Raw genomic sequence first — 24955 nt, forward strand, 5'->3', positions numbered from 1 at the left:
TTAGAAATCAAACTTGATAAATACCCTTGCTCCCCATTCCGGGGCATCCGGATTGCTGAGATAGGTGAACCGTTTAACCATATCCACCCGCAGGATCTTAAAGATATTGCTGATGCCGACACTGCCCTCTATGTAGGCCCCGTTAGTTAGTGCGTAAGTGGTTGGAACACCATCGGCATTTGTAGGAAAACGTAACAGGGAAGGATCATTCTGCGGATCGTTTTCAGCGCGGATACCGCCCCAAAGCGCCTTGAAATTCACCACCTCACGCAGTTTTAGTTTTTTAAGCAGCGGGATCTTGTTAAAAATATAGCCATTGAAATTATGGTCCATCGTGATGCTCGCATAACGGTCGCTTACGAATTCCTGGAAATTCATCAGGTTGAACGACTGCAGCTGGAACGCGTAACTCTGGTTAGCCCGGTGGATATCCAATAACGGGAAAGGCACCTTTCCAAAGAGATAACCGCCTTCCGCTGATACATCCGTAAAGCCATAATTGGACAGGTAAAAGCGCTTAGTGACATTGGCGGTAACATTCTGATAATTGTATTCGCCGCCGAACAGTGCTTTAACTCCCTGGTTATAACGCATCGTAAAGATCGGATACTTATCAGGTATGGGTGTCCGGTATAACTTACCCTGGTAGAATTTTTCCTTTGGCGCGTACCGCAGTTCAAGGGAAAGTTCTGTGGTGTTGATCCTGTTCACAGGGTTTAGTGTTCCATCGGGCAACAGGTTGTCAAAGTGCAACGCACCCGCAGGGCTTTGGCCCCATTTTTTGAAGCCGAAGGCATAGGAAAAATGATTTTGATACTCGTGCACGTAATCCAGCTTGAACAGGTCGTTATACAACCACTGGTCGTTATTGCCCCTTTTAAAGGAAAGAAGCAGACTGCTTTCCTGCACGAATTGCAGTTCCTGTCCGGGTATCTTGGTATCGTGCTGAAAACTGGCCCGGACATAATGCTGCGGGAATGAATAGATAGATTTGTTATTGATGGAATAGGTGGTACTCAGGAAGTATTTAAACTTTTCATCATTGACACCGTAGGCACCATAGGTCTCGAAATAATAGCGCTTGCTCAGCGCTGTGGTCGTCCTTCCGCCCAGGCGTGGCCGGAAACCTTCCACCGGGTTGAAACTGTAAAAAGTATTGACCGGCCCGACTTCGAACCAGCCGAAACTTTTATAACCTGCCAGGACCAAAGTGGCAATATCCATCGTGCGCCGGAACGAGGGTATGGTTTGCAGGCTGTCAATGTTTTTATAAATTCCCGCTGTATTGGCGTCCAGGGTGTCCGGACGGTTATTCACCCAGTATGCATCATCCTTGGTAGCAGCGTTCGGAGCGGTTACCAGCGCAGGCCCGTTATAGATCTCATCCGGCCGGGGAGCATTGATCTTATAGTTCTTTAAGGTAACCACCCGTTCGCCGAAAACCCCGCCGCCTTTATCTTTATTAATGGCGAACTCGACCTTCAGGTCACTTTGGCTCAGGTGGAAACGGCCATCCGGGTTCTTTTCGAAGGAAAGTGTGGCCTCCATTTCCCGAACGAAATTCAGGTTAATATTTTTGTTGACCGTCAGTAAGGCATTTTGCACCGCAAAATTTCCGTCCATCGTGATATAGATCTTCCCTTCAAACAGCATATTGTTGGTGTTTCTCGGGGTAAAACTCAATTCGATCAATTGCGGTGATTGTTCTTTAAGCGTGTCGGTGATAAAGAATTTATATAGGTTTGGAGCATTATCCGAGATCGGGCTAAGCAGTTGATTGGACAGCAGCGAGATATTATTATCATAAATATTAATATCCTGATACATCCGGTTGAAGTAGGTCGTCAATCCCTGGTTATCTACAAACTTTTCGTCATACGTTACTTGCTTGCTGGCCTCGATCACCTGTTTTTTGGCAAATGGCGATTTCCGGTAGAAATTGTTCGAAAGCTTTTCTTCCATGTAAATCGGCAGTAAATTCTTCCCCCCGATATTCGTCGAATCCTGTTCACGGAAAAGGAACTGGTAATTCTTAAAGATCCTCCGGTTCTTGAACTGGTCTGACAGATTGCTTAGCGAAAAAACCATCCGTTCATATTGCCTGTATTCGATATGTTTGTAACTTTCAGGCTGATTCTGCTTTTTATGTGCGATCACCTGCCTGATCAGTTCCACAGCGGGATTGTTCTTATTGCTGTATTTCTTCTTTTTAGCAGATACCACACGAACTTCATTAAGCTGTTGGCTATTTTGCTGCAAAACAACATTGACCTGTTGCTCCTGTGCGGGTTTTATATCGAGTGTTCTGCTGCTGTATCCCATATGCGTAATCGTGATCTTATGGTAAGAAGCATTCGCGGCAATGGTAAAATGGCCTTCCTCATCAGTCGTTACACCGTAGTTAGTCCCGGTAAAGAGGACGGATACTGACGATATCGGTTTACCGCTTTTTCCGTCGGTCACCGTTCCGTTCACAGTAGTAACCTGTGCAAGGGCAACGTTTCCCATCATAGGAATTAATGATCCGGTAAGGAAACAAATGGACAAAAAGCTGCGGGTGATCGTTCTCGAAATTTTCATAATATTTGTTCTTTATTGCGGGCTGATAATATGACCATCCATCATTTCGATGATCCGGTCAGATTTAGCTGCAAAATCATTGTCATGCGTGACGGCAATAATGGTTTGGCCATATTCGTGCGCCAGTTCCTGGAAAGCTTCAAATACCGTGTCCGTATTCCTGGAATCCAGGTTTCCGGTAGGCTCGTCACCCATAATGATCAACGGATCGTTGATCAGCGCACGCGCTATGGCGATACGCTGCTGCTGGCCGCCGGAAAGTTTAGAGGCTGGCTTAAGCGCCTGTTCCTCCAGGCCCAGCATCCGTAGTTTTTGGTATGCCCTCTCTTCTATTTCTTCCTTAGAGTACCTGCCTAAACGCAGCGCCGGAATCATCACGTTTTTCAGGCAGCTGAACTCGTTGAGCAGGTAATGGAACTGAAATACAAACCCTATTTTCTCATTACGAAGTGCGGCCAGCGCATTTTGCTTTCTGCCGGTGACCAGGTCGCCGTCTATGCTCAGGCCGCCTTGGTAGTCCGTATCCATCGTGGAAAGTATATAAAGCAATGTGGACTTCCCGCTGCCGGATTTGCCGACCAGCGTTACAAATTCACCTTTGTTGACTGTAAACGAGATATCGTTTAATACTTTGAATTTCTCAGGATCATAGAAGTATTTCCCGATCCTGTCCGCCTGTAAAATGATCTCCTGTTGCATAATTATTTTCTGAAAATGGATACCGGGTCAACATTCGCGGCTTTCCTGGCGGGCAGATAACCCGCCAGCAGGGTGATGACCAGTCCGAATAAACTGCCCCGGACAAAAATGGAACCGTCAAATACGATCGGGAAATAGCCGATGTCGCCCCCGACATAGATCTTTGAAGTGAAGAACACAAGCAGGCCGGCCATGACCAATCCGGCAATGATGCCCATCAGGCCGATGAGCGCCCCTTGCAAAACAAAGATCCGGATCACGTCGCTGCCCTGGAAGCCCATGGCTTTAAGGATGGCGATATCATTGATCTTCTGACTAATGGTCATGTTCAGGATGTTGTAGATTCCGAAGCCTGCCACGAGCAGGATAGACATGGATATGGCAGTAACCAGAACGCTTCGCATATTGGCCGCACTGACCAGCGTGTTGTTGGCCGCTTTCCAGTCTTCGGCTTTATAGCCTGTAAGTGCAGAAAAACGAGCAGAATAATCGGCGGCTTTTGTAAAATCTGTGACGTCGACATCAATATCGGTGACATAGCTGGCACCCTCCCGCATGAGTTGCTGGGCGGAATGTATGCTGATGTACGATTTGGTTTTATCGGTGATGGAATTATTCGTCTTGAACAAACCAGCAACCTTCATGACCCGGTTGACGTTCCTTGATGAAGTGATGCTGATGTTATCACCTGTTTTGACGTTCATTTTAGCGGCGATCCCGACACCCAGCAGGATGCCGTTCGGCAGGATCGCCAGATCTTCCATCCGGCCCTCTACCATCGTCGGTTTAATATTGAACATCCTGTCCGCTTCTATGATATCTACACCGGACGCGTTACCGTTGATCTGGGAAAGCCCGCTGTTGTAGAAGACGCTCACTGCTATTTGCGGCGTGACGATCTGGACGTCTGGCTGTGCCTTCAGTAAGGCTACGATCTTATCCGGATCGACGATCCGGTCACTTTCCGGTACCACTTTAGGATTGCTGATCATGTCCAGCTTCTTTGAGCTGACGGTTTTAATCAGCGGCTGACTGATCTGGTCATCTTTATACACCCTGATATGGGGGGTATTATTGAAGATCATTGTATTGGACTTGCGGGTGAACCCAGCAGTCATACAGTTCATAAATATAAAGATCGCTATGCCGATGGTCACGCCCAGGGCAGCGACCAAAGTCAGCTTTCTGCTGGTGATGATATAGGTGATCGATATCTCTGTATCAATGTTATGTTTGAATTGCCTTGCCATAATTAATGCTGCGGGATAATGATCGTTTCGTCTTCCTTGATTCCACTTAAAATTTCCACCCAATCGGTGGATATAATTCCCGGGCGAACCGGTATCTGTTTTTTGCCTTCCTTTAAAGTCACTTTATTGCCGTAACTCAAATAAGCAGCCGGGATAACCAATGCGTTCTTCCTGGTGCCGGTTATAATATTTGCCTCTAACTGGGTACCTGTGATATCCAGTTCAGGGCGTTTCAAAAAATAGGCTTTTACAATGAAGGAACGTGTAGTGTCGTCAAAGGCAGGAAGGATCTGCTTCAGAATAGCGGCGTAAACTTTGTCCTTATTGGTATTTAATTTGACCAGTACCGTATCACCTGTTTTCAGTTTCGACATATTGGTTTCGTCGACATTAAGCCGGGCGTAGATCAGTTCCGGGTTGCCGATGACCGCGATCACGTCACCCTGACGGACATAATCACCCAACTGCTTCTGTCTGATGTATATCCTGCCCGTATGAAGTGCGGTGAGCTGATTCTGTAGCTTGACTACCCGGTTAACATCACTTGCATAACGTTGCGAAACCTCCTGTTGCCTGGCGCTCAGCTGCTGATCCTGGTATTGCTCCTGTAATGCGTTTAAACTGGCCTGCGAATTGGTCAGTGTCAGTTGGGCATTTTCATATTCTGATTTCGAAACACTGTTATTTGCGAAAAGTCTTTGATAACGGTCAGCCTGCTGCTGATCCAACTGAAGCTTGGCCGTCGCAGCTTGAATATTCGCTTTGATCTGTAAAAGTGCCGGCGCAGATGGATCGGTTTTTTCGCGTGCGATAGCATACAATTTGCTGGCACTCCGTGCATTTATAACGTTTTGATTGTTATCAATAACGGCCAGCAACTGACCCTGCTGCACGTCATCACCTTCTTTGAAATTCATTTTCACCAGGTAACCATCGGTTTGTGCGGTCAGATTATACTGATCATCCGCCTGCAACATCCCGGAGGCGAACACCATTTCGGTGATGTCTTTATGAATAGCCCTTGTTTCCGGGTTTTTACTTCCGCAGGAAGTGAACAGCACCAAGCCGGCGATCACTATACCTATATATTCTCTTTTCATTTGATCGTATTACTAATGATAATTTTACTTTTTGCGTATTCGGCCGTCGCCCGGAGCGCCACTGTATTGAGGCCGCTGTTAAGCCAGTCGTCAAACGAGTTAATAAGATCTGTTGCCGACAGCAGGCCTTCCCGGTAAATCGCCAGGTTTTTGTAATAGGAATCTTTACGGAGGGATTCTATGTCCACCGCAAGCCGGTAGCTTTTGAAAGCTTTCTGATAATCCAGTTCAAGCTGGTTATTATTGATCCGGTCCTGCAGCATATTGTGCTGCCAGTTGTTTTTGGCGATCTGCAGGTTGACCCGGTCATATTTGACCGTTGCGATCTTCGATGCCTCCGGCAGCAGCGGAACGGTTAACCTTAAACCAACGAAACTTGTTCCGAACCAAGTGCTGCTATCAAAAAAATGATTGTTGGTGGTTTGCTGCCAGCCGAAAGAGCTGAAAAGGTTTACCGTAGGCAAATACCATCTTTTGTCAGCACGGAGTGTGGCTTCCTGGTATTTGGTTTGCCACTCGCTTTGCCGCTGGAGGAGATCGCCATTTGCCGAAAGGCTAAGGTTCGGACCGGATAGCATATCTTTCTCTGACGGAATGACAACGACGGTCGCGGCAGAATCTATGTCCGCTAATACTTTCAGGCTATTGTATTGCTGGGAAAGCTGTATTTCCAGCTGCTGTAACTTGTCTTTAACCGTCAGCCGGTTTGCCTCTCCGTTATTTACATCCTGCCCCCTGGCGAGGCCTTCCTGCTGCCTGTTATTTAAAATGATACTTAGCGTATCGGCATTCGCCAGGCTTTTCTCCGTAACAGCGATCTGTCTCTGGTAAGAAAGGATATTATGATAAGCCGCGGAAATACTTTCAAAAACAGCCTTTTTATCCAGAAGATTGTTAACGGCAACTAATTGCTCGTTGTTTTTATTTGCCCTGACCAATGCGGCTGCGTATGGATTGATCAGGTCAATTTGCGGAGCGAAGGTGACGTTGCTCTGGTATTTTTGCCCGAAAGTCACGGGTTGGAACGTACCCGCCGGCCCGCCAAATACTTCAGCCGGGATAAAACTCGTATTGAGCTTGGTATTATCCGTTAGCGTGAACGTCGTTCTGCCCTGCAGGTTCCATTGACCCAGTTTAGCCGCCAGCGTCTGGTATTTTGCCAGGGTGGTTTGCTGACCGGCGTTGCGGAAAGTAGTGCTGTGGCTGTCTGCATAAGTATAAACTTCATCCAGGGAATGAAAGGTTATCTTTTGCTGTGCCCAAACAAACGGGCCACGCAGCAACAATACCAGTATAAATAAAAAGATAGCCGATTTCATGATTAACGCGTTACGGGAATGTTCAGGGTAACCAGTATTTCCTCAGGAGTGCCATGGCGGTTGATGTTATAATCGTGCGGGTTGAATTTAAAATCGCCCTTAAAGGCGCCCTCTGCATTATTACCCGTAAAAGTGAATGGAATGAGAATTTCCTTGGTGATACCTTTAAGGGTCAGTTTGCCGCTGGCTTCATAAGCGTTTCCTTTTCTCGAAATAGCTTCAGACTGAAATTTGATGACAGGATATTTTTTAGCATCCAGCGCTTCTTCAGAAAGTGCATGATTGGTTTTCAGAAAGTTACCGGTGCTTAAACTTCCTGCATCGATCGTAGCCGTTAAATTGCTGGATTCCAAATGCGCGGGATCAAAATTCAAGGTCGCTTTTAAGCCCGTAAATGTTCCTTCTATCTTTTTGCCGGATATTTTAACAGAATAGTCGTCCTCTTTTACCTTCCAGGTAGTGATCACGTTAAAGGCCATATTACTTATACCGATAACGATCATTAACATTAGCAGATTGGTGCTCTTTTTCATGGTGTTTTGATTATGGGTTTTATTTAAATTTTTGTCTATTTCTCAAATGGATGGAACGAGATGCCAATACTGAAATAGCCCGCCGGATCAGGGTGTGTCCTGAATTCATAGGTGTCGCTTGACTGGCCTTTAATGACACCCCTTGCGTTCATGTAGTTCGTCATACCGCCTTTAAAGGTGGCAATGATGTTATGGCCAAGATTATGCTCGTAGGTAAGTCCCGATTTGAGTTCCATCTGCCTGTAATCGTACAGGGCTCCGTTCTGCGCCGGGTCTATTCTCACATACAGCAGTTCATTTTCCATTTCTGTCCCCAGGGATATCCTGCCGTTTTTGAAGACACCTTTTCTAATCATCAGGCGTTGCGGAAGGAATACGTCCAGCGCCCAATCGTTATTAAAGGCGTGCTGATAGGAAATGATGGGCATGAACGGAATGGGCGCGGAACGGTCAATCATCGCGGAGATCCCGAGGGCAAAACTGGTTGCCTTAGTTCGCTTCAGGATCATTGTTGCTGACAGATTACCTTTTACCCGGCCAAAATCCTGGTCTGTCGCATCGGCCAATATTAAACCGTTATAAGCCATTCTTTTACCGAATAAGGAACCAAAGCGCGTGACGCTTAACGAACCGGTGAACAGGTGATAATTTTCCTGCGGATTCTGTGTTATGGCCGACGTAGTTCCGGGCAGGGGTATAAAATCACCGAATTCAAAGGCTTCATATTTGTACTTTACTGAGGTATTGATCACCCACTGACTGCTGGTATATACCGGAACGGTAACCGCTGCCTTGAAACGATAATGATTGCTTATTCTTCCCGTGCCTTTGGGCTCACCGTTAAAATCCGGGGCGTAATCTGTCGGAGCGAATTGCTCGTATTTAACTTCGAAGTTTCTTCTGTTCGGAAACTTTTCCTGTATGGGTTCGCCTTTGACCTTGGTTATCGTGTCAACAGTTTGGGCAAATGCCGGGGTGAAGCCTAATGCCAGCACCAGGGTTAAAATGATCTTCATGGGATAAAAGTTAATAGTGAATGTGTGTTGTAGTATTTGCCTGAACGGATTGCCTGATATCCTGAAATAATAAAGAATGTTGTCTATCATGAAGTGCAGACCCGCCGACAAAACCTGCGAGGCAGGCAGGTCAAACCCGCTTACTCGTAATAGGAAAATGGTGATTGTCTTGTACATCTTATTTTGTTTGATGCTCAAAACTACTCTTGGAGACATGACGTAATTTTGATATTATACCAAACAGGCTGTCAATTAGATGAAATGGATGATACTGCCGCTTAATTCTAAATTGGTAATGATCAGATTGCCCTTTAAAAAAGAAGCCCCTTTCTGATTGCTCAGAAAGGGGCTCATATAGTGGCGTAAGTTTGAACGTTGACCGTTCGTTATTTTGAAAATAGTTTTTTGTTTACGAAATCCTCAAAAAAAGCGGCGTGATAGGTATTGCCGATAGGAATTTCGTGCTGATCGATATAAACAGTATTATTATCAAATGAACTAATCTTATGCTTATTGATAATATAGGATTTACTGGTCCGGATAAAGATATTAGGTGGCAGCTTAGCCTGTATTGTTTTGATGTTCATGGCTGTAATGACCTTTTGATCGGTCGTGTAAAGCACCACATAATCCTTAAGCCCCTGGATAAACAATATATCATTAAAAAGCACCTTAAAAACTTTCCGGTCTGCCCGGATAAAAAAAAAGTTTTCCTGTATATCGTTGATGTCAACAACGTAGGTATCTGTTTCCAGTAATTTTTTATAAGACATGGCTTTGGCAACAGCTCGTTGAAAACGTTCCGGCTTAACCGGTTTGATCAGATAATCCAATGCGTCAATTTCATAACTTTCAAGTGCATACTGGCTGTAGGCTGTAGTGAAGATCACCATCGTCTTTTGCGGGATGTTCTGCGCGAAAGTAATGCCATCCGTTCCGGGCATCTGGATATCAAGAAAAATGATGTCAACGTGTTCGGCGTCCAGATACCTGGCCGCGGCGTCGGCGCTGCTGAATTCTTTAATTAATTCAAGTTCGGGCATTTGCCGGATCAGGCTGATTATGGCTTCCCTGGCCAATGGCTCATCATCTACAACGATGCAGTTCATAGTTGAATATTTAGTTTAACAGTATAGTGATGCTCATCATCACGAATGATCAACTCGTGACGTTCCGCGTACAAGAGTTCAAGTCGACGTTTAATATTGATCAACCCTAATCCGCCAACCTCGCTTTTACATCTTTTTTGCGGACATGAATTAATGCAAAAAAAATCAACCCGGTCATTATGAATATCAAATCTGATATCAATGAAAGAAGCGCTTTCTGTGGAAAGACTATGTTTGATGGCGTTCTCAACAAAAGTGATGAACAGAAAGGGCGGCACCTGCACACCATTAATATCTCCATGGTTGGAGACGGTATAATCGAAATTATCCCGCCTGATTTTTTCCAGGTCAAGTGAATCATTTAAAAATTGGATTTCTCCGGCCAGCAACACTCTGTCCCTGCTGCTGTCATATAACTGATAGCGTAACAGGTCGCTTAACTTCATCAATACCTGGGACGCTTTTTGAGGGTCCTTTTGAATCAGCACATTAGCATTATTAAGCATATTGAACAGGAAATGCGGGTTGATCTGATTTTTCAATTGCTCCAATTCAGATCGGAGCCCGGCACTGGTCAATTCGTTGATGCGCTTGGTGTCCTTTATCCATTGCTGGAATAATTTGATCGCTGTCGAGGTCCCCAAAAAAACGAAAGCGATAAATACGTTGGGGATGATCGGGGGAATAAAAATAGTTTTGTCGTAAAGGCGCTGATCTATTGATTTAAATATCAGTTGGCTGATCAACACAGCGACAAAGGCTATTGCAATCATTGCGAAGAATGAAAATCTGTAAATGGTCGGCTTGCCGTTAAACAGCAGTTTGGGCACCAGTACGTACATATTGATATAGCAAAGCGCCAGGCAAAGAGAGCAGTAGGCTAATTTATAATAAGTAATAAATGACTGTACGTATAATGGGGTTTCATTGCTTAAATAGAAAGCTACAGCAATAACCGACAAAATAAACAGGTGTCTGAATACCCTCGACCTCGTTATTGCCCGCTTGAATCGTGAATAAGCATCCGTTTTATTTTCCTGATCGAACATAATTGTATGATCAAATATAAACAATGCTAAAACCCTCCCGGGAAATATTATATCAAAGCGCTTATAAATTATACGAAATGTCGTTGGAGTTGTTTACCGGTTAAGATCCGGCATGGCCGGTCTTCCGGCTAAGGATAAGGTTTGGCAGCTGAAATAACCCTCGGGATTCATATGTAAAGCTGTTTTGTATACGTCAAATGGCTTTTGCTATAATGATTCGCCGGTTTGGTATAATAACTAAAGGCTGTGATCTGCATCCGCTTAACTTCATCAGCGGCCAACAGCCTATGTAGGCGAATGGCAAACCATACTTTACCGGAACGATGTATAAAGGACTTAACGAGCGACCTGTCAAAAATAAAGCGCAAACCATGCGTAAACTTATCAACGGCGTCGCCGAAGTTTTTCGCACTGACGGATACGCCGGCTTAGGCGTCAATAAAGTAGCAAAAATAGCGGGGGTAAATAAGAAACTGATCTACCGGTATTTTAGAAGCTTTAACAACCTGGTAGAAGCCTATGTGGTGGAAACAGATTACTGGATGCAATTTGCGGAGAACATGCGGCAACTTACCGTGCCTAAAGATCTTGAGGACACAAAACGTCTGATCAGCAACGTACTGAAAAATCAGTTCCTTTATTTCCACCGCGACAAAGAAATGCAGGAACTCATTCTCTGGGAATTATCAAGTGATAGTGAACTAATGCGGAGTATCCACCGTACCCGGGAAGCAATGGGACAGCAATTTTTGGAATTGACAGACCCATATCTGAATAACGCTGATATCAATTTCAGAGCAGTTGCGGCGCTGATCGTCGGTGGCATTTATTACACGATCCTGCACACCCGCTATAACGGTGGAATGTTTTCTGATCTAGATCTGTCGACAGATAGCGGACGGGAGGATATTTTAAATGCAATTGACCAGGTGATCGATATGGTCTTTGATCGTAGCCTGTCCGAAAATAACTGAGTTGACAAACTGAGCGGCCGGTATCCAGCCGGCGCGACAGGGTTTCTTGAATCACCTGAAACTTCGTGCTATCCTTTTTAAGTCCATCTGTAGTATGGAAATGGTATTGACTGAGCGGACCGTTTAAACAAAAATAACACAACGTGTTTTCAGGTTGTGATTTAACTATTTGGATAAACCCCAACTTTGATGCCCGATAAATCAGAATGTTATGGATAAAGCAACACAACAACGGGCAAAAATGTCCGGTATCGTCCCAACAAGGGACCAGATCGTTACCCAAAGCGATCTTGTAGTATTGAAAGAAGATATGCTGCAGGAATTTAAGCGTATCGTTAAAGAATGTTTTAGCGGCCAGCCCGGCAAAAAATGGTTGAAGTCTGCCGAAGTAAAAAAGCTGCTGGGTATCTCGCACGGTTTCCTTCAATCTTTGCGAGACAGCGGTGTCCTGCCTTTTACCAAAATTGGCGGTTCCATTTACTACGATTATGAGGACATCACCTTCATGATGTCTGCCAACAAAAGCGCATAGCATATTATCCCATGCCGGACCTGCCTGTTTGCAGGCCGGCCTTAAATCAAAGCAATGTTGTTTAAACGAAAAGCGAAACGGATTCTGGCCGAACGCAGGGCCGTTTCCAAACCCGAATTGATTCGTCAAAAAGGTTTCGGCACCGAAATGCCGCCACAAAAGAAACTGGTTGAGATCTATTTCGATCAAAAAGGATTTACCGTTCAGGCCGAATTGTTTTACAGTTTTTTTGACCGGGCTCAATGGAGCAGTCCGAAAGGAACACCTTACCGTAACTGGAAATTGCTGGCGACCGATTGGATATTCGACTACCAGCAATCATTAAAACTGCAGAAAAGGCAACGGGAAAACGCAGTTCTGTAATCTCATTACTCATCATTATCAAACAGAAATCTAACATCATGGCAAAGATCATCACCATAGCCCATCAAAAAGGTGGCGTAGGTAAAAGCACGTTAGCGATCAACCTGGCGCTTTGTTTCCAGGATCAATTATCAGTAGCCCTTGTAGACACCGATCTTCAGGGTAGTTTATATCACATCCGGGAGGATTTTCCCGACCTGGCTATTATCGGCGTCGATAAATTGCAGGATATCCGGCAGCTGGCCTATGACCTGGTCATCATCGATACGCCGCCTTATCTCTCCAATCGCTTACCCGAATTATTTCTTTACTCTGATTTTATTTTGGTACCGACCAAGGCCGGTTTCTTCGACGTAATGGCCATTCGTTCTACTCTGGCACTGATTAAGGAAGCGCAGCGAAAGACGCCGCAGATCAGGGCCGGTATCGTACTCAATATGGTCAAGCCACGATCAGGCATTACCCGGGAAGTGGCAGTCCTGCTGCAAAGCATGGATACACCATTGCTGAAAACAAGGGTGCATGACCGGGTAAGTATCGCGCGGTCCTCCATGACCGCGGGCGTTTTAAATAGCGCTGACAAGCGGGCAAAAGAAGAGATTATGGCGTTGACTGAAGAAGTTGTCGAGCACATCAGTGCTGAAATAGCAATATAGCAAGCTAGCTTTTTATTTAGCTAACAAGCTAGCAAAATTGCAAACTAAGATCGTAGCAGTTTAGCACGCTAAGGTCATAGCAAGTTATCAAGCTAGCTGCGGTTGACAGGAAGCTATCAAGCTAGTAAACTGGCAACAATTGCTAACAAACTATAATGATAGCAAATGGAAAATTATAAAAACAAACTCGGCAATCTTGCCGACAAACTCAGACAGGAAAGGCCTGCTACCCCTATCCAAGAGGTGACACCGGTCAAGGCCGTACCCGTTCCAAATGAGCCCGAAGTACAGTTCAACAACCGGATACCCAAAGGCCTTTTAAAGCGGCTTAAAACATTCGGACTGGAGTATGATGAGTCCCTTAAAGACATCAATATACAGGCACTTGAACTTTATCTCAGCCACAAGGCGAAGCCGGAGGAAAAAACAAAAAATGCCGATTAAAACACTGTTAGCAGGATAAGACCGCCCGCTTCGCAGCAGTCAGCAAGATGTACAATTGTGTCACAATTGAATCTTGCCCCGGCCTCCGCTGTCGGCCACGGTCCAGGCAAAAATCCTCCGAAGTCGGATTTTTAAAGATTTAGATCATGAGTGAACAGGAAGATAACAGGTCAAGGTGGTACAATATCCGGCTGAAACCTGACGAGTACCAATTGCTGAACGGGAAGTTCAAAAAGACCCAGTTCAGGAAGCTAAGCGAATACATGCGCAGCCTGCTTTTGGATAAGCCCGTAACGGTTACTTACCGTGACAAAGCTATGGATGATATGCTGGAAGAAATGGTATTGCTGCGGCAGGAATTGAATGCGATCGGCAACAATCTCAACCAGGCGATGCGCAATATCAATAGCGCCCACGGTAATGCCGATGCCAGGCTCTGGATGAATTTGCTCAGTGTGATCAACACCAAACTGGAGCCGTCGATTCAACAAATTAAAGACAGGATGAACCAATACGCGGATATATGGTCGCAAAAATTAAAAGCGGCAAAAGCCTGATCGGCGCGCTAAACTATAACGAGAACAAAGTGAAACAGCAAAAAGCTGCATTGATCGAGGCGGCAAAATACTTTAAGGACAAAGATGAACTGTCTTTTAATGACAAGCTTTTCAGGTTAACCGACCTGGCCGGGATGAACCAGCGATCCAAAACCAATACCGTACATATCTCCCTGAATTTCCCGAACGGCGAAAATTTGGCGGATGAAACCCTGCGGGAGATCGTCAAAGATTATCTCCAGGGTGTCGGTTTTGAAACGCAGCCCTATTTAGTTTACCGGCATGAGGATGCAGGACATCCGCATATCCATATCGTCACGACGAATATCAAACGGGACGGCGAGCGGATCAGCCTGCACTACCTGGGGCAAAATGAATCAGAGAAAACACGCAAAGCTATCGAGATCAAATATGGACTGACTAAAGCTGAGGAGCAGCCTTCACAAAAACCAAACTTGAAAGCGGAAATCTCTCCGGCAGAATATGGCAAAGCCGAAACCAAGCGGGCCATAACCAATGTCCTGGGCTTTGTATTAAGGGCTTATAAGTTTACCAGTGTTCCCGAACTCAACGCGGTTTTACAACAGTACAACATCCAGGCGGACCGGGGCTCCAAAGACTCCCGCATGTATGCGCGTGAAGGATTAGTGTATTGGATACTGGATAAGCAAGGCAACAAGATCGGCGTACCCATTAAAGCAAGTACCCTATATGGTAAACCTACATTGATAACGCTGGAGGATAAGTTCCGGCTTAACACGCATTTGCGTAAACCATTTAAAGAAGGCCTGATCAAAATATTGGATGAAGTATTAGCCAAACCGCAAACCAGGAGGAGTTTTCAATCAGCACTCAGGGCTGAAGGAATTCAATCTATCCTGCGCCAAAACGATGAAGGCCGCATCTATGGCGTAACTTTTATCGATCAAAAAAACAAAGCGGTTTTTAATGGCAGCGATCTGGGAAAAACTTACAGTGCCAATCAGTTCAGTGCGCAATTACTGCCTGACCCCGTAAACATCCGGAAACCGGGCCTGAATGCGTCTGCCGATAACGCACAAAGCCATGCATCAACCAGTGGCGAAGGATTAGTAGACATATTGTTCGCTCCCGCGCGTGAAGACATGGCCGCGCTCAACAAATTCAAAAAGAAGAAACGTAAAGGACTTAATCTATAACACTATGCAAACCGGAGAAAACGAACAGGCCCTGCGCAAGATTATTGATTTTACCAGGCTAATAAGTATCACCATATTGGTTATTCATTTCTATTTGTGCTGTTACCCGGCATTTAAAGAATTGAACCTTACCCATAAAATTGCAGATCATGTCTTGTTACCGCTTTCCAAAATGGCAATATTTAAAACGGTGCTCATCGCTAAACTGATCGCTCTGTTGTTGCTGGTTGTTTCGCTGATCGGCAGCAAGGGCAAAAGGGATGAAAAGATCAGGACGAAAACTGTCGTTACTTATTGCTTTACTGGTTTGCTGTTGTATTTTATCAGCACCATGTTTCTATCGCTTCCGTTTACAATAATCACGGTAGCTGCGGTTTATATAGGTACCACTTCATTTGGCTATCTTTTATTTATGACTGGCGGTGGCCTATTGTTTAGGATACTGAAACTCAAAATGGGCGACGATATCTTCAACAAGGAAAATGAAACCTTTCCGCAGGAAGAAAGGCTATTGGAAAACGAATATTCGATTAACCTGCCTGCCAAGTATCAATTAAAAGGGAAAGAGCGTTATAGTTGGATTAATATTATAAACCCTTTTCGCGGAACATTGGTTGGCGGCAGTCCCGGTGCCGGTAAATCCTATTTTGTGATCCGGCACATTATCACCCAGCACATTAAAAAAGGTTTTAGTATGCTCATATACGATTTCAAGTACGATGACTTATCCAAAATTGCTTACAATGCGCTTAGGGAACATGGAGGCAGGTCGTTTTATGTGATTAATTTTGAAAAGATCATGCATCGCAGCAATCCGCTGGAACCTGATACTATGCAGGATATTACCGATGCTATAGAATCTGCCCGTACGATCATGCTCGGGTTAAACCGCGAATGGATCAAAAAACAAGGAGACTTTTTCGTGGAATCACCCATAAACTTTGTAACCGCGTTGATCTGGTTTCTTAAAAAGTATGAAGGCGGTAAATACTGCACATTACCCCATGTGATCGAGTTGTCCCTGGTAGACTACAAAGACCTTTTCGCTGCGTTAAGTGAGGAACCAGAAATTGAAGTACTGATCAATCCATTCATCTCAGCCTGGAAAAATGAAGCCTATGAGCAATTGGAAGGCCAGATTGCGAGTGCTAAAATCAGCCTGGCCCGGCTGTCATCGCCACAACTTTATTATGTGTTGAGTGGCAATGATTTTTCGTTGGATATAAATAACCCTGATAACCCTAAAGTAGTCTGCTTAGCAAACAACCCGCAAAAGTCACAGATTTACGGCGCAGTTTTATCCTTGTATGTGAATCGTATCAACAAGTTGGTTAATCGTAAAAACCAACAAAAATGCAGTCTCATTTTTGACGAATTTCCGACGATTTATTTTAACGGCATCGACAACCTGATTGCAACTGCACGTTCTAATAAGGTAGCGGTGACTTTGGCAGTTCAGGACTATAGCCAGTTAAAAAAAGACTATGGTCGCGAACAGGCTGAGGTGATCATGAATATCGTTGGTAACATAATCTGTGGACAGGTTACCGGTGATACCGCTAAGCAGTTATCCGAACGCTTTGGTAAGATCAACCAGCAAAAGGAAAGCGTTTCGATCAATAGCAGCGATACTTCCATCAGTCGCTCTAACCAACTCGATTATGCTATACCAGCCTCTAAAATAGCAGGCCTGTCATCGGGCGAATTTGTGGGTATGGTAGCAGATGATCCCACCAATAAGATCGATCTTAAAATGTTTCATAACCAGATCCAAAATAACCACGAAACAATCAGTGCAGAAGAGGGTGCTTACCGAGAAATACCAAGTATCCGAGATATTAGCCCGAAAGAAATATTATTGAAGTACCAAGGCATTAAGGCGGATATTAAAGTACTTATTGAAGAAATCGTCCATGACCATTAACAAAAAGTGTATTTTAAGCATAAAAGCATGGTGCTTTGGAAAGTTGTTGTCTAAATTTCTGGTTATTTGACAGGACTACTTGCAAGATACAGAAAGTATCGTAGCATTGATTATCAATGAGATATAAGCTTTGAATTGCAAATTTGAATTCTCCCGCACCGGGCCTTCCCGAAGTCGCAAATTTAGCCTCGTCGCACTCATGAAGTCGATATAGTAGTAAAATATAGCGCTGAAATCATGTGAGCATAAGGTTCAATTAAGGTCGTATAAAAAGAGTAAATTCAAAAGCTATAAATATTTTTTCAAAATCATACAAGCAATTAAAATTATAATTAATTTTATAAGCCTACAAAATACACTTGGAATAATTACCTGAGCCTCATGTACTTAATTTCAATTTGGCTTCAATGAAAAGTTCCTTTAAAATAAACTGGATATAATTACTTAAACGTTTCTGGCACAGAAGGGGAATTAGGGATGATGGAAAGTGGGCCAGCCGCCATAATAATAATTTAAAACCCTAAAGCCATGTCAAAGATTAGATCCATATTAGTTTTATTGCTTTGCTCTTCTCGCCTATTTGCTCAAACCTCTTCTCAAGATTATTTAAAAAAAATCCAATCTGATAAGAATCCCCTTTATTCAGGCTTCAAAGGAGCGTTCTCTGTTTCAGACAACGGATCAGCCGTTTATAATTTACCTTTTCCTGTTACGCCTGGTCTCGGAGGAATGACGCCGAGAATTTCCTTAAATTATAATTCAAGTAGCTCTGTATCCATACTCGGAGAAGGCTGGTCAGTAGGCGGGTTTTCCTATATAAGTCGTAGTCCAAATACAGCCGCAACGGATTCAATGACGCAAAATATAACATTTGGACCAGAAGACAAACTAAGCCTCGATGGTGCGAGATTGGTCGGAGTGGATCCTAAAGCAATATACGGAATTGAAAATACAGAATACAGAACTGAAAATAACCAATACAAAAAAATTACCGTTGAAGAAGTTAATGGAGCTCCCGTGGACGGAATCGCCTATTTTAAAGTGGTAACCAAAGACGGCTTAGAGTATTATTACGGCACTCTAAACGATGGTCTTTTAGGAAACCTTAATGGTATCGTCAGGACTTCAACCACACAAAAAAAAGGTATTGCTTATCTTTGGTTACTTACATTAGTAAAAGACAGGACCGGAAATTGGATTCGTTTTAATTACGATATATTATCCAGCTTTTACAAACCATCTTCGATATCTTATGGGGGAACAGACAATAAGAGTCCAATAGGCGAGATAGTGTTTTCTTATTATGATGATGGGAAAGCAGTAAACCGTTGGGGTTGGGAAAGTGTAAAATATATACAGGGAGAAAAAATTATTTTAAATAAGCCCCTGGAATCTATTACGTCCAGATATTTGACGGACAAGAATGAAAAATTTACAGTCAGAACTTATCGATTCACCTATGATTATGAGGATATCTCAAATAAACTTCTTCTAACCAAAATTGCACAAAGTGTCAAACAAAGCAAAAACAGCGATCTAATAGATGATTCGCCAAATGCCATATTATTTGAATGGAAAAAAACAGATAGAAAAAAAGAAGACTTTTTTGTTAAAGTCAGCAGTGCTTCGCGGGATAATCTTCATCTCGAAGAAGATTATAAAGTAGCAGTTGCAGATTTCAACGGTGATGGGTTTCCGGACAAATTGCTACACAGAAATATCGGTGACCGAATTTCCCTCTTGCTAGGGATAAACGACAGAAAAGGCGGTTTCCAGCCGTCAATTGTAGATACAATAGTCAGAACGATTCCAAAAGATGCAAAAGCTTTTACGGGAGATTTTAATGCAGATGGCAAAAACGACTTGGTATTTCTTTCGAATGAAAAGGACAGTCTCTCTATTTATCTTTATCTCGCTCAAAGCAATGCCAATGGAAACCACACCGGATTTAAAGAAACAGTGAAACATGGAGTTTTGAAATTGCCAGCTATCGGAATGAAAAAAATTCGATATGGTTTTGGTGATTTCAATGCTGACGGCTTTTCTGACATCATGGTTTATTACCTCGAAAAAGATAAATTAAAATATCAGTCAATAGTATTTTTTGCCGACATGATACGTGCCGATAAACCGCGAGAGCTGGATAAGGGAGATATTCCTGATGAGAGCTTCATTTCGCAGCTTGCGGATATAAATGGAGATGGAATTACAGACCTTTTCTTTACCTGGACAGACAATTCCGGATGGTTTACAAGATCTTTTGTTTTTTCAAATAGCCGGCAGCTCGGACTGTCTGCAGTGGAAGATCAGCTAAGTAGTCATCGGATTGATTACGGGATTGTAGGTTATACCATAGATACATTACATAATGCGCCGATCCCTATTTCTTCTGTAATTGTTAAAGGAGACTATTCCAAATTGGGAAATATGATGATTTCAGACCTGAACCGGGACGGAAATGTAGATGTTATAATTTCCAATTCAGGTAAAGACGGGTGGGACTACTATTGCGCAATTGGTAAAGGAAATGGCGAATTTGATTTTAATGATAAAAAAAATGTAACAAAAGAGGCTTTCGCTGTAAATCAAAAATCAAGTTTTGGAGACTTTAATGGGGATGGCATTCTTGATATAATAATACAACGTACCGATCAAAAAGGATGGCATTCACTGGTCGGTTTCGGGGATGGTAAAGGAACTTTTCAACTCAAAAACCAGTCGTCAAAATTAGTTACATTGTTGAATAGAAATTTCTCTTACAGTCAGCAGGTTGTAACCGACTTTGTCCTGCCGGTAATTTATAATAGACATTACAAAACATTGTTTGATTCAAAGATAACGCCTATTGAAGCATGCAATCTTAACGATCATGAATGTGTAATGCGCAATATCCGAATGATTTTTCCGGTTGAAACGGGTTTTTTTCCCAACGAGCAAAGACCATATGCAGCACCCATGGCGCAACCGCTTAAGGATTTTATCGACACCGACCTTAATTTTGATAACAACGTTAAGCGAATTATCGGAGCATCTTATACAGGGGATTCAACGGTAACAAACATTTTTGGCAGTTATAAATATTATACTAAAATAACGTACGGGGATTATTGGCAACCATATGTAGTAGATCTTAACGGCGATGGCCTATCAGATTTACTGCTAACCTACCCTGTACAAATTCCGAGCGATACAAGTTTACGAGAGCAACGGAACGATCTTGAAGACGGGTTATATACGTTCACAGCTATAAATGACAACACAAAAGCTGGTGTTATTTCCAATTTTCTCCACTCTAACAAGGAAAGAATAAAAATAAGTTACTCTTCAATTCTTAAGTCGACCGCGCCCCAGTTTATTACTACGATGTCTTACCCCTTTATCCCGTGGAATTCAGCACAATATGCAGTAGATACTTTAGCGGTTACTGACGGACAGGGGAAAAACACCTTTAAGCAAACACATTACACTTATCGAGGAGGCATTTATGCCCTAAACGGACGAGGGTTTCTGGGTTTTCAAGAAACATCAGTTAATAATATTCAAAATGGGAATTATTCAATCAAAAAATTTCTTCAGGACAGGAAAAACATGTTGAAAGGATTAATGCCTGTAACGCAGATTCAGACCTTTGTAAAACCAGGCCGGAAGGTTAATGAAGAGAATTTTGAATACTTGTTAAGTGCTGCGGACAAAGGGACTTCTTTCAACTTGTTCTGTGTTCGTCAAAATGTTACTAGTAACGACCTTAACGGGATTATGACTTATTTTTCTGAAATAGGTTCGACCTATGATAGTTATGGAAATTTATTAACGTCCCGAACAAAAAAAGGAACAGGCGGTGACGGGGAAATAATAATTGATCTGAAGAATACCTATTATGAACAGCAAGGGAACGAATGGGAAAACTCCTGGTTAATCGGCAGGCTAAAGTCTAGTTCAATTAAAACTATTCGAAGCGGCACCGAGGTAGAGCGTATCGCAAAATTTGAATATGACAGTCAAAACGGCCAGTTGATAAAGGAGGTTAGTGATGCCCAAGATACGTTGCTCAGTATTACTAAAGAATATGCACTCAATAAATACGGTAATATTTACCGCAGCACCCTTTACCCGACCTTTTCTAAAACCGTAAACAATACCAGAATTACAATTACACAATACTCAAAGGACGGGCGCTTTGTTGAGCAAATGCTGGATCCAATGGGTTATATTACATATAAGAAATACGAACCTGTTCAGGGACTTTTAGTATCAAGTGCAATGGGCGACGCTCAGACACAGACTATAATAAAAGCTGACGTGATAGGCAGATACCAGACCATATCAGCGCCAGATGGTAGTCAAACTCAAATCGAAAAAAGAATATGTAATGATTGCGGGTTTGGTTTGCCTAACGGATATGTCTCTATTGAGCGAAACAATACTTCGAACCTTCCGACACTACGTTTTTACAACGTTGAAGATAAGAATGTCGGAACAATAATATTCGATCATAAAGGCAGAGCAATCATTACCGTAAATAATTTTGATCGGCAGGGTAATCTTATAAGAGAATCAATGCCTTACTTCAGCGGTTCAAAACCCCGATTTACGAGACATCGATACGATGCCTTAAATAGAAAAATACTTTCGATTTTTCCAGATTCTACAAAAGTAAAATTCGTGTACTATGGACTTACTGATACTGTTTTTAATGAGAAAGGTCAGCGGCGGATAACAGTAAAAAACTTGCTTGGCGAAGTCGAAAAGACTGCCGATGACAATGGATTTTACGTAACCTATCAATATGATGGTTTCGGAAGAATAATACAAATGACAGATGCCCAGCAAAGGACCTTTCGTATGCAATATGATTTGAATGGAAACAGAACTCTGTATCGTAATCCGAATTACAAACGAGATGAAATTGCTGAATACAATGCCTTTAGCCAAAAAACAATGTATACCGATGCTAACGGTTACGCCAAGCGTTATGAATATGATGCGCTGGACAGATTAACTCAACTGAATGCACTGCGGCCGGGGCACCTGGAGCGGATAATTTATTCCTATGTTCAGCAATCTGAAAAAGAGAATGGAAAAGGCAAAATCAAACTTATTCAGAGTTTCTCTGATGATCATCCTTACGATGAAATATTTACATATACTGAGGCCGGTAAAATTAAAACTCATCGTTTCGCAGCATTCAATTTAAATAATCGAATGCACGCAAACAATAAAAATGTCTTCACTTACACAGGTATTAAGGAACGCGATAATTTAGAATACGTTTATACATATGAGAAAGGTTTAGTGAAATCTATCACCTATCCTTATTCAGCCCAAAAAAATGACAAACGCTTCATTGTGCTTTATAATTATAACAACGGTACTTTAGTTAAAGCTGAAGTTTCCGTAAACGGCACCAAACAGAATGTCTGGGAACTTGGAGAAACTGATGCTTCCGGCTTGGTTGGTTCCTATAAATTGGGTGATGAGATTGCGGCAACTCAAAAATATGATCCAATGGTTTCCAACTTAGAGCGTTTGGAATACTCCTCGGCAGGAAAGTTGCTGGCAGGCATTAGTTACGATTACGATAAACTCGGCAACGTGATTCGTCAAGGTGATTTAAAACGACCGTTGTTAGTCGATTCGCTTTTTTACGATAATTTAAATCGTATCGCGGAGGTAAGGACCGGTAAATACTCTACACGTGTGGGTTATAACCTTAACGGGTCGATTCGCGAAAAAACATTTGGGACTGAAATGAAGTTTGAGTTTTCATATGAGCCAGGAACAGATAAATTCAGTTCAATAAAGCGAACGGAACTTCCAACGGGAATAACCTCAACAAAAGGAGTACAGTACGATGGATACGGAAATGAACTTTCAACTTTTCCTTTCTCGGTTTCGAATAAATCTGCAGGTATAGCCTATAATCAATATAATTTACCTTTCAGCGTTGGGGATATTAATTTCTATTATGCTTTTGATGAATCCAAAGTGGGTATTTATGATTATGACAATCATAAAGGCGTGTCATATTTAGGAGGAATGTCTGAATTGGAATATCACTTCAGCGGTTCAGACAATAACGGGATATTGTTTAATCATCGTGCTGTTATCTTGGTAAACGGCAGTCCTGTTGCACATGTTGATAGCAGGACAGGCGGAATTTCATTTTTATTAAAAGATGCGAACAATTCACTTATTGCCATAGCCGATACTAAAGGAAAGTTATTGGACAGCATGGCCTTCGACGTCTGGGGTCTAAAGAGAGACGTAAACAATTGGAAATATGATTGGAAATCGCTTTCAAAAGAGACATTGGATTTAGCTGAAAAAGGTTTTCTCGGTGGAATATCATTGGCAAATTACGGCTTGGTAGACATGACCGCTAGAATGTATTGCCCCATAACCGGTCGCTTCATAAGTGTCGATCCAGTTGTCGATAATTCATTTTCGCCAACGCAATTTGCTAACGGATATACTTATGGCTATAATAATCCGCCTGTCTTCATTGATCCCGGCGGTAAGTGGGGGTTTATAGTAGTTGCTGTAGTGGCAGCGTACCTGGGAGGGTCAGCGGCTGGTGGCTCTCTCCTACCTTGGCAGTGGAATGAAAATTGGTGGAAGGGGGCACTGGTTGGCGTAGTTTCAGTTGCAGGAGGGTACGCAGTTGCGGGGCCAGCGATGTTCACGGGAGGTATGACGGCAGGAACCGCTGTACTGAGCGGAGCTGCGGCTGGATTTGCCGGTGGATTTACCGCAACGTTAGTAAACGGAGGGAATTTCGAACAGGCTTTGGAAAACGGTTTTAAAGGAGGCGTAATCGGAGGCGTGACTGCCGGCTTTACTTTTGGTATAGGCACCGCTTTCGGGAATCCAGAAGCAATGAGCGGTGGCTATTTCGCGAAAGCTGCTGTACATGGAATAAACCAAGGAATCGCCAGCGAAGCAATGGGAGGAAGCTTTGAGCACGGTTTTCTTGCCGGTTCATTTGTCACTTTGGCTGGGCCATTATCATCTCAAATTTCTTTATCTCCTGAACTTAAGACTATGGTCTCCGCACTGATTGGGGGTACGTCTTCCATGTTAGGCGGGGGTAAATTTGCAAATGGGGCGCTTTCTGGGGCTTTAATAGATATATATAACGACAAACAACATCCGTGTGGAGACAGCAGGCTACCTTTGTGTACAAGGGTAAGTTCAAGTGCATCTATCAGGTTAAATACACAAGGTCCGGCAAGATTAGGTATTTCAGTGCCTTTTGGTGAGGGAAGTGCCAGGGGAAGCATTTCTATACCTTACAAATTAGGTGTTGTAAACGGTAGTTTCGGATTTTCCTCAAATTTTGATAATTCTACTACGCTGTTTGTCGGTGCTAACGCACCCGGAAGCTTATCGCGCCTTTTGTCATTTAACGTGGGAGCAACAATGGGCGATTATAATTCCATGACGCTACAGCTCAAGGCTCTGAATGCTATTAATGGGACAGCGAACATATATTATAACGATAATTGGGCGCTTAATAATTACACTGCGAGCCCTACTCTTCAAAATATATTCAGCGATGTCATGAACTATATCTACTCCGGCGGAACAGTTAGCCCAACTCCTTAAATATTACCTGTCTGCCCTAATGATTTAGGGCAGACAGAATTTGTATCCTTACCATCGTTCCTTATTT

The 24955-nt window shown here is 43.1% G+C and carries 18 protein-coding genes; 9 read left to right on the forward strand and 9 right to left on the reverse strand.

Translation table 11 applies throughout. The features are described from left to right. From IDJ77_RS03820 to IDJ77_RS03860, 9 genes are all read right to left on the reverse strand, one after another. On the reverse strand, positions 1 to 2580 hold the full coding sequence (locus IDJ77_RS03820; protein ID WP_224750954.1) for a DUF5686 and carboxypeptidase-like regulatory domain-containing protein: 2580 nt from the start codon (positions 2578 to 2580) through the stop codon (positions 1 to 3). Positions 2581 to 2592: 12 nt separating this feature from the next. Further along, positions 2593 to 3279 carry an ABC transporter ATP-binding protein gene (locus tag IDJ77_RS03825; RefSeq protein WP_191187605.1) on the reverse strand — a complete coding sequence of 229 codons (687 nt, stop codon included), beginning with the start codon at positions 3277 to 3279 and terminating at the stop codon, positions 2593 to 2595. Positions 3280 to 3281: 2 nt separating this feature from the next. After that, complete coding sequence (locus IDJ77_RS03830) at positions 3282 to 4529, reverse strand: ABC transporter permease (RefSeq protein WP_191187606.1); 1248 nt, start codon at positions 4527 to 4529, stop codon at positions 3282 to 3284. A 2-nt stretch (positions 4530 to 4531) separates the two neighbouring features. Then, the gene (locus IDJ77_RS03835; RefSeq protein ID WP_191187607.1) at positions 4532 to 5629 is read right to left on the reverse strand and encodes an efflux RND transporter periplasmic adaptor subunit; all 1098 of its coding nucleotides are present in this window, start codon (positions 5627 to 5629) and stop codon (positions 4532 to 4534) included. Beyond that, positions 5626 to 6948, reverse strand: coding sequence for a TolC family protein (locus tag IDJ77_RS03840; protein WP_191187608.1), 1323 nt, complete (start codon positions 6946 to 6948; stop codon positions 5626 to 5628). Before IDJ77_RS03840 ends, IDJ77_RS03835 begins: the two co-directional genes overlap by 4 nt. A 2-nt stretch (positions 6949 to 6950) precedes the next feature. Beyond that, complete coding sequence (locus tag IDJ77_RS03845; RefSeq protein WP_191187609.1) at positions 6951 to 7481, reverse strand: YceI family protein; 531 nt, start codon at positions 7479 to 7481, stop codon at positions 6951 to 6953. Positions 7482 to 7516: 35 nt separating this feature from the next. Next, on the reverse strand, positions 7517 to 8674 hold the full coding sequence (locus IDJ77_RS03850; RefSeq protein WP_191187610.1) for a DUF6268 family outer membrane beta-barrel protein: 1158 nt from the start codon (positions 8672 to 8674) through the stop codon (positions 7517 to 7519). Positions 8675 to 8883: 209 nt separating this feature from the next. Then, positions 8884 to 9606: a LytR/AlgR family response regulator transcription factor gene (locus IDJ77_RS03855; protein WP_191187611.1), complete on the reverse strand. Its 723-nt coding sequence runs from the start codon at positions 9604 to 9606 to the stop codon at positions 8884 to 8886. After that, complete coding sequence (locus IDJ77_RS03860) at positions 9603 to 10655, reverse strand: sensor histidine kinase (RefSeq protein ID WP_191187612.1); 1053 nt, start codon at positions 10653 to 10655, stop codon at positions 9603 to 9605. Before IDJ77_RS03860 ends, IDJ77_RS03855 begins: the two co-directional genes overlap by 4 nt. Before the next feature lie 323 nt (positions 10656 to 10978). Here IDJ77_RS03860 and IDJ77_RS03865 point away from each other — a divergent pair, with 323 nt between their 5' ends. The 9 genes from IDJ77_RS03865 to IDJ77_RS03905 all read left to right on the forward strand — a co-directional run bounded on the left by IDJ77_RS03865 (position 10979) and on the right by IDJ77_RS03905 (position 24888). Next, positions 10979 to 11629 (forward strand): TetR/AcrR family transcriptional regulator, encoded by a 651-nt coding sequence (locus IDJ77_RS03865; protein ID WP_191187613.1) that lies wholly within the window; start codon positions 10979 to 10981, stop codon positions 11627 to 11629. Positions 11630 to 11840: 211 nt separating this feature from the next. Next, positions 11841 to 12161, forward strand: coding sequence for a helix-turn-helix domain-containing protein (locus tag IDJ77_RS03870; RefSeq protein WP_224750955.1), 321 nt, complete (start codon positions 11841 to 11843; stop codon positions 12159 to 12161). Positions 12162 to 12215: 54 nt separating this feature from the next. After that, positions 12216 to 12524 (forward strand): hypothetical protein, encoded by a 309-nt coding sequence (locus IDJ77_RS03875; protein ID WP_191187614.1) that lies wholly within the window; start codon positions 12216 to 12218, stop codon positions 12522 to 12524. Between the two features lie 38 nt (positions 12525 to 12562). After that, complete coding sequence (locus IDJ77_RS03880; RefSeq protein WP_191187615.1) at positions 12563 to 13180, forward strand: ParA family protein; 618 nt, start codon at positions 12563 to 12565, stop codon at positions 13178 to 13180. A 165-nt stretch (positions 13181 to 13345) separates the two neighbouring features. Further along, a complete protein-coding gene (locus IDJ77_RS03885) occupies positions 13346 to 13624 on the forward strand; it encodes a hypothetical protein (protein WP_191187616.1) in 279 nt (92 codons plus the stop codon). Between the two features lie 146 nt (positions 13625 to 13770). Beyond that, positions 13771 to 14181 (forward strand): plasmid mobilization protein, encoded by a 411-nt coding sequence (locus IDJ77_RS03890; RefSeq protein ID WP_191187617.1) that lies wholly within the window; start codon positions 13771 to 13773, stop codon positions 14179 to 14181. Then, positions 14148 to 15359 carry a relaxase/mobilization nuclease domain-containing protein gene (locus IDJ77_RS03895; RefSeq protein WP_191187618.1) on the forward strand — a complete coding sequence of 404 codons (1212 nt, stop codon included), beginning with the start codon at positions 14148 to 14150 and terminating at the stop codon, positions 15357 to 15359. Before IDJ77_RS03890 ends, IDJ77_RS03895 begins: the two co-directional genes overlap by 34 nt. Positions 15360 to 15363: 4 nt before the next feature. Next, the gene (gene mobC / locus IDJ77_RS03900; protein WP_191187619.1) at positions 15364 to 17283 is read left to right on the forward strand and encodes a conjugal transfer protein MobC; all 1920 of its coding nucleotides are present in this window, start codon (positions 15364 to 15366) and stop codon (positions 17281 to 17283) included. Between the two features lie 528 nt (positions 17284 to 17811). Next, a complete protein-coding gene (locus IDJ77_RS03905) occupies positions 17812 to 24888 on the forward strand; it encodes an FG-GAP-like repeat-containing protein (RefSeq protein WP_191187620.1) in 7077 nt (2358 codons plus the stop codon). Positions 24889 to 24955 lie beyond the last annotated feature (67 nt).

Source organism: Mucilaginibacter pankratovii, assembly GCF_014773265.1.
Lineage (GTDB): Bacteria > Bacteroidota > Bacteroidia > Sphingobacteriales > Sphingobacteriaceae > Mucilaginibacter > Mucilaginibacter pankratovii.

What these genes read in the sequence shown, in the direction of transcription:
- IDJ77_RS03820 (WP_224750954.1), bottom strand. Translation starts at nt 2,580, where the DNA reads ATGAAAATTTCGAGAACGATCACCCGCAGCTTTTTGTCCATTTGTTTC.
- IDJ77_RS03825 (WP_191187605.1), bottom strand. Translation starts at nt 3,279, where the DNA reads ATGCAACAGGAGATCATTTTACAGGCGGACAGGATCGGGAAATACTTC.
- IDJ77_RS03830 (WP_191187606.1), bottom strand. Translation starts at nt 4,529, where the DNA reads ATGGCAAGGCAATTCAAACATAACATTGATACAGAGATATCGATCACC.
- IDJ77_RS03835 (WP_191187607.1), bottom strand. Translation starts at nt 5,629, where the DNA reads ATGAAAAGAGAATATATAGGTATAGTGATCGCCGGCTTGGTGCTGTTC.
- IDJ77_RS03840 (WP_191187608.1), bottom strand. Translation starts at nt 6,948, where the DNA reads ATGAAATCGGCTATCTTTTTATTTATACTGGTATTGTTGCTGCGTGGC.
- IDJ77_RS03845 (WP_191187609.1), bottom strand. Translation starts at nt 7,481, where the DNA reads ATGAAAAAGAGCACCAATCTGCTAATGTTAATGATCGTTATCGGTATA.
- IDJ77_RS03850 (WP_191187610.1), bottom strand. Translation starts at nt 8,674, where the DNA reads ATGTACAAGACAATCACCATTTTCCTATTACGAGTAAGCGGGTTTGAC.
- IDJ77_RS03855 (WP_191187611.1), bottom strand. Translation starts at nt 9,606, where the DNA reads ATGAACTGCATCGTTGTAGATGATGAGCCATTGGCCAGGGAAGCCATA.
- IDJ77_RS03860 (WP_191187612.1), bottom strand. Translation starts at nt 10,655, where the DNA reads ATGTTCGATCAGGAAAATAAAACGGATGCTTATTCACGATTCAAGCGG.
- IDJ77_RS03865 (WP_191187613.1), top strand. Translation starts at nt 10,979, where the DNA reads ATGTATAAAGGACTTAACGAGCGACCTGTCAAAAATAAAGCGCAAACC.
- IDJ77_RS03870 (WP_224750955.1), top strand. Translation starts at nt 11,841, where the DNA reads ATGGATAAAGCAACACAACAACGGGCAAAAATGTCCGGTATCGTCCCA.
- IDJ77_RS03875 (WP_191187614.1), top strand. Translation starts at nt 12,216, where the DNA reads ATGTTGTTTAAACGAAAAGCGAAACGGATTCTGGCCGAACGCAGGGCC.
- IDJ77_RS03880 (WP_191187615.1), top strand. Translation starts at nt 12,563, where the DNA reads ATGGCAAAGATCATCACCATAGCCCATCAAAAAGGTGGCGTAGGTAAA.
- IDJ77_RS03885 (WP_191187616.1), top strand. Translation starts at nt 13,346, where the DNA reads ATGGAAAATTATAAAAACAAACTCGGCAATCTTGCCGACAAACTCAGA.
- IDJ77_RS03890 (WP_191187617.1), top strand. Translation starts at nt 13,771, where the DNA reads ATGAGTGAACAGGAAGATAACAGGTCAAGGTGGTACAATATCCGGCTG.
- IDJ77_RS03895 (WP_191187618.1), top strand. Translation starts at nt 14,148, where the DNA reads ATGGTCGCAAAAATTAAAAGCGGCAAAAGCCTGATCGGCGCGCTAAAC.
- mobC (WP_191187619.1), top strand. Translation starts at nt 15,364, where the DNA reads ATGCAAACCGGAGAAAACGAACAGGCCCTGCGCAAGATTATTGATTTT.
- IDJ77_RS03905 (WP_191187620.1), top strand. Translation starts at nt 17,812, where the DNA reads ATGTCAAAGATTAGATCCATATTAGTTTTATTGCTTTGCTCTTCTCGC.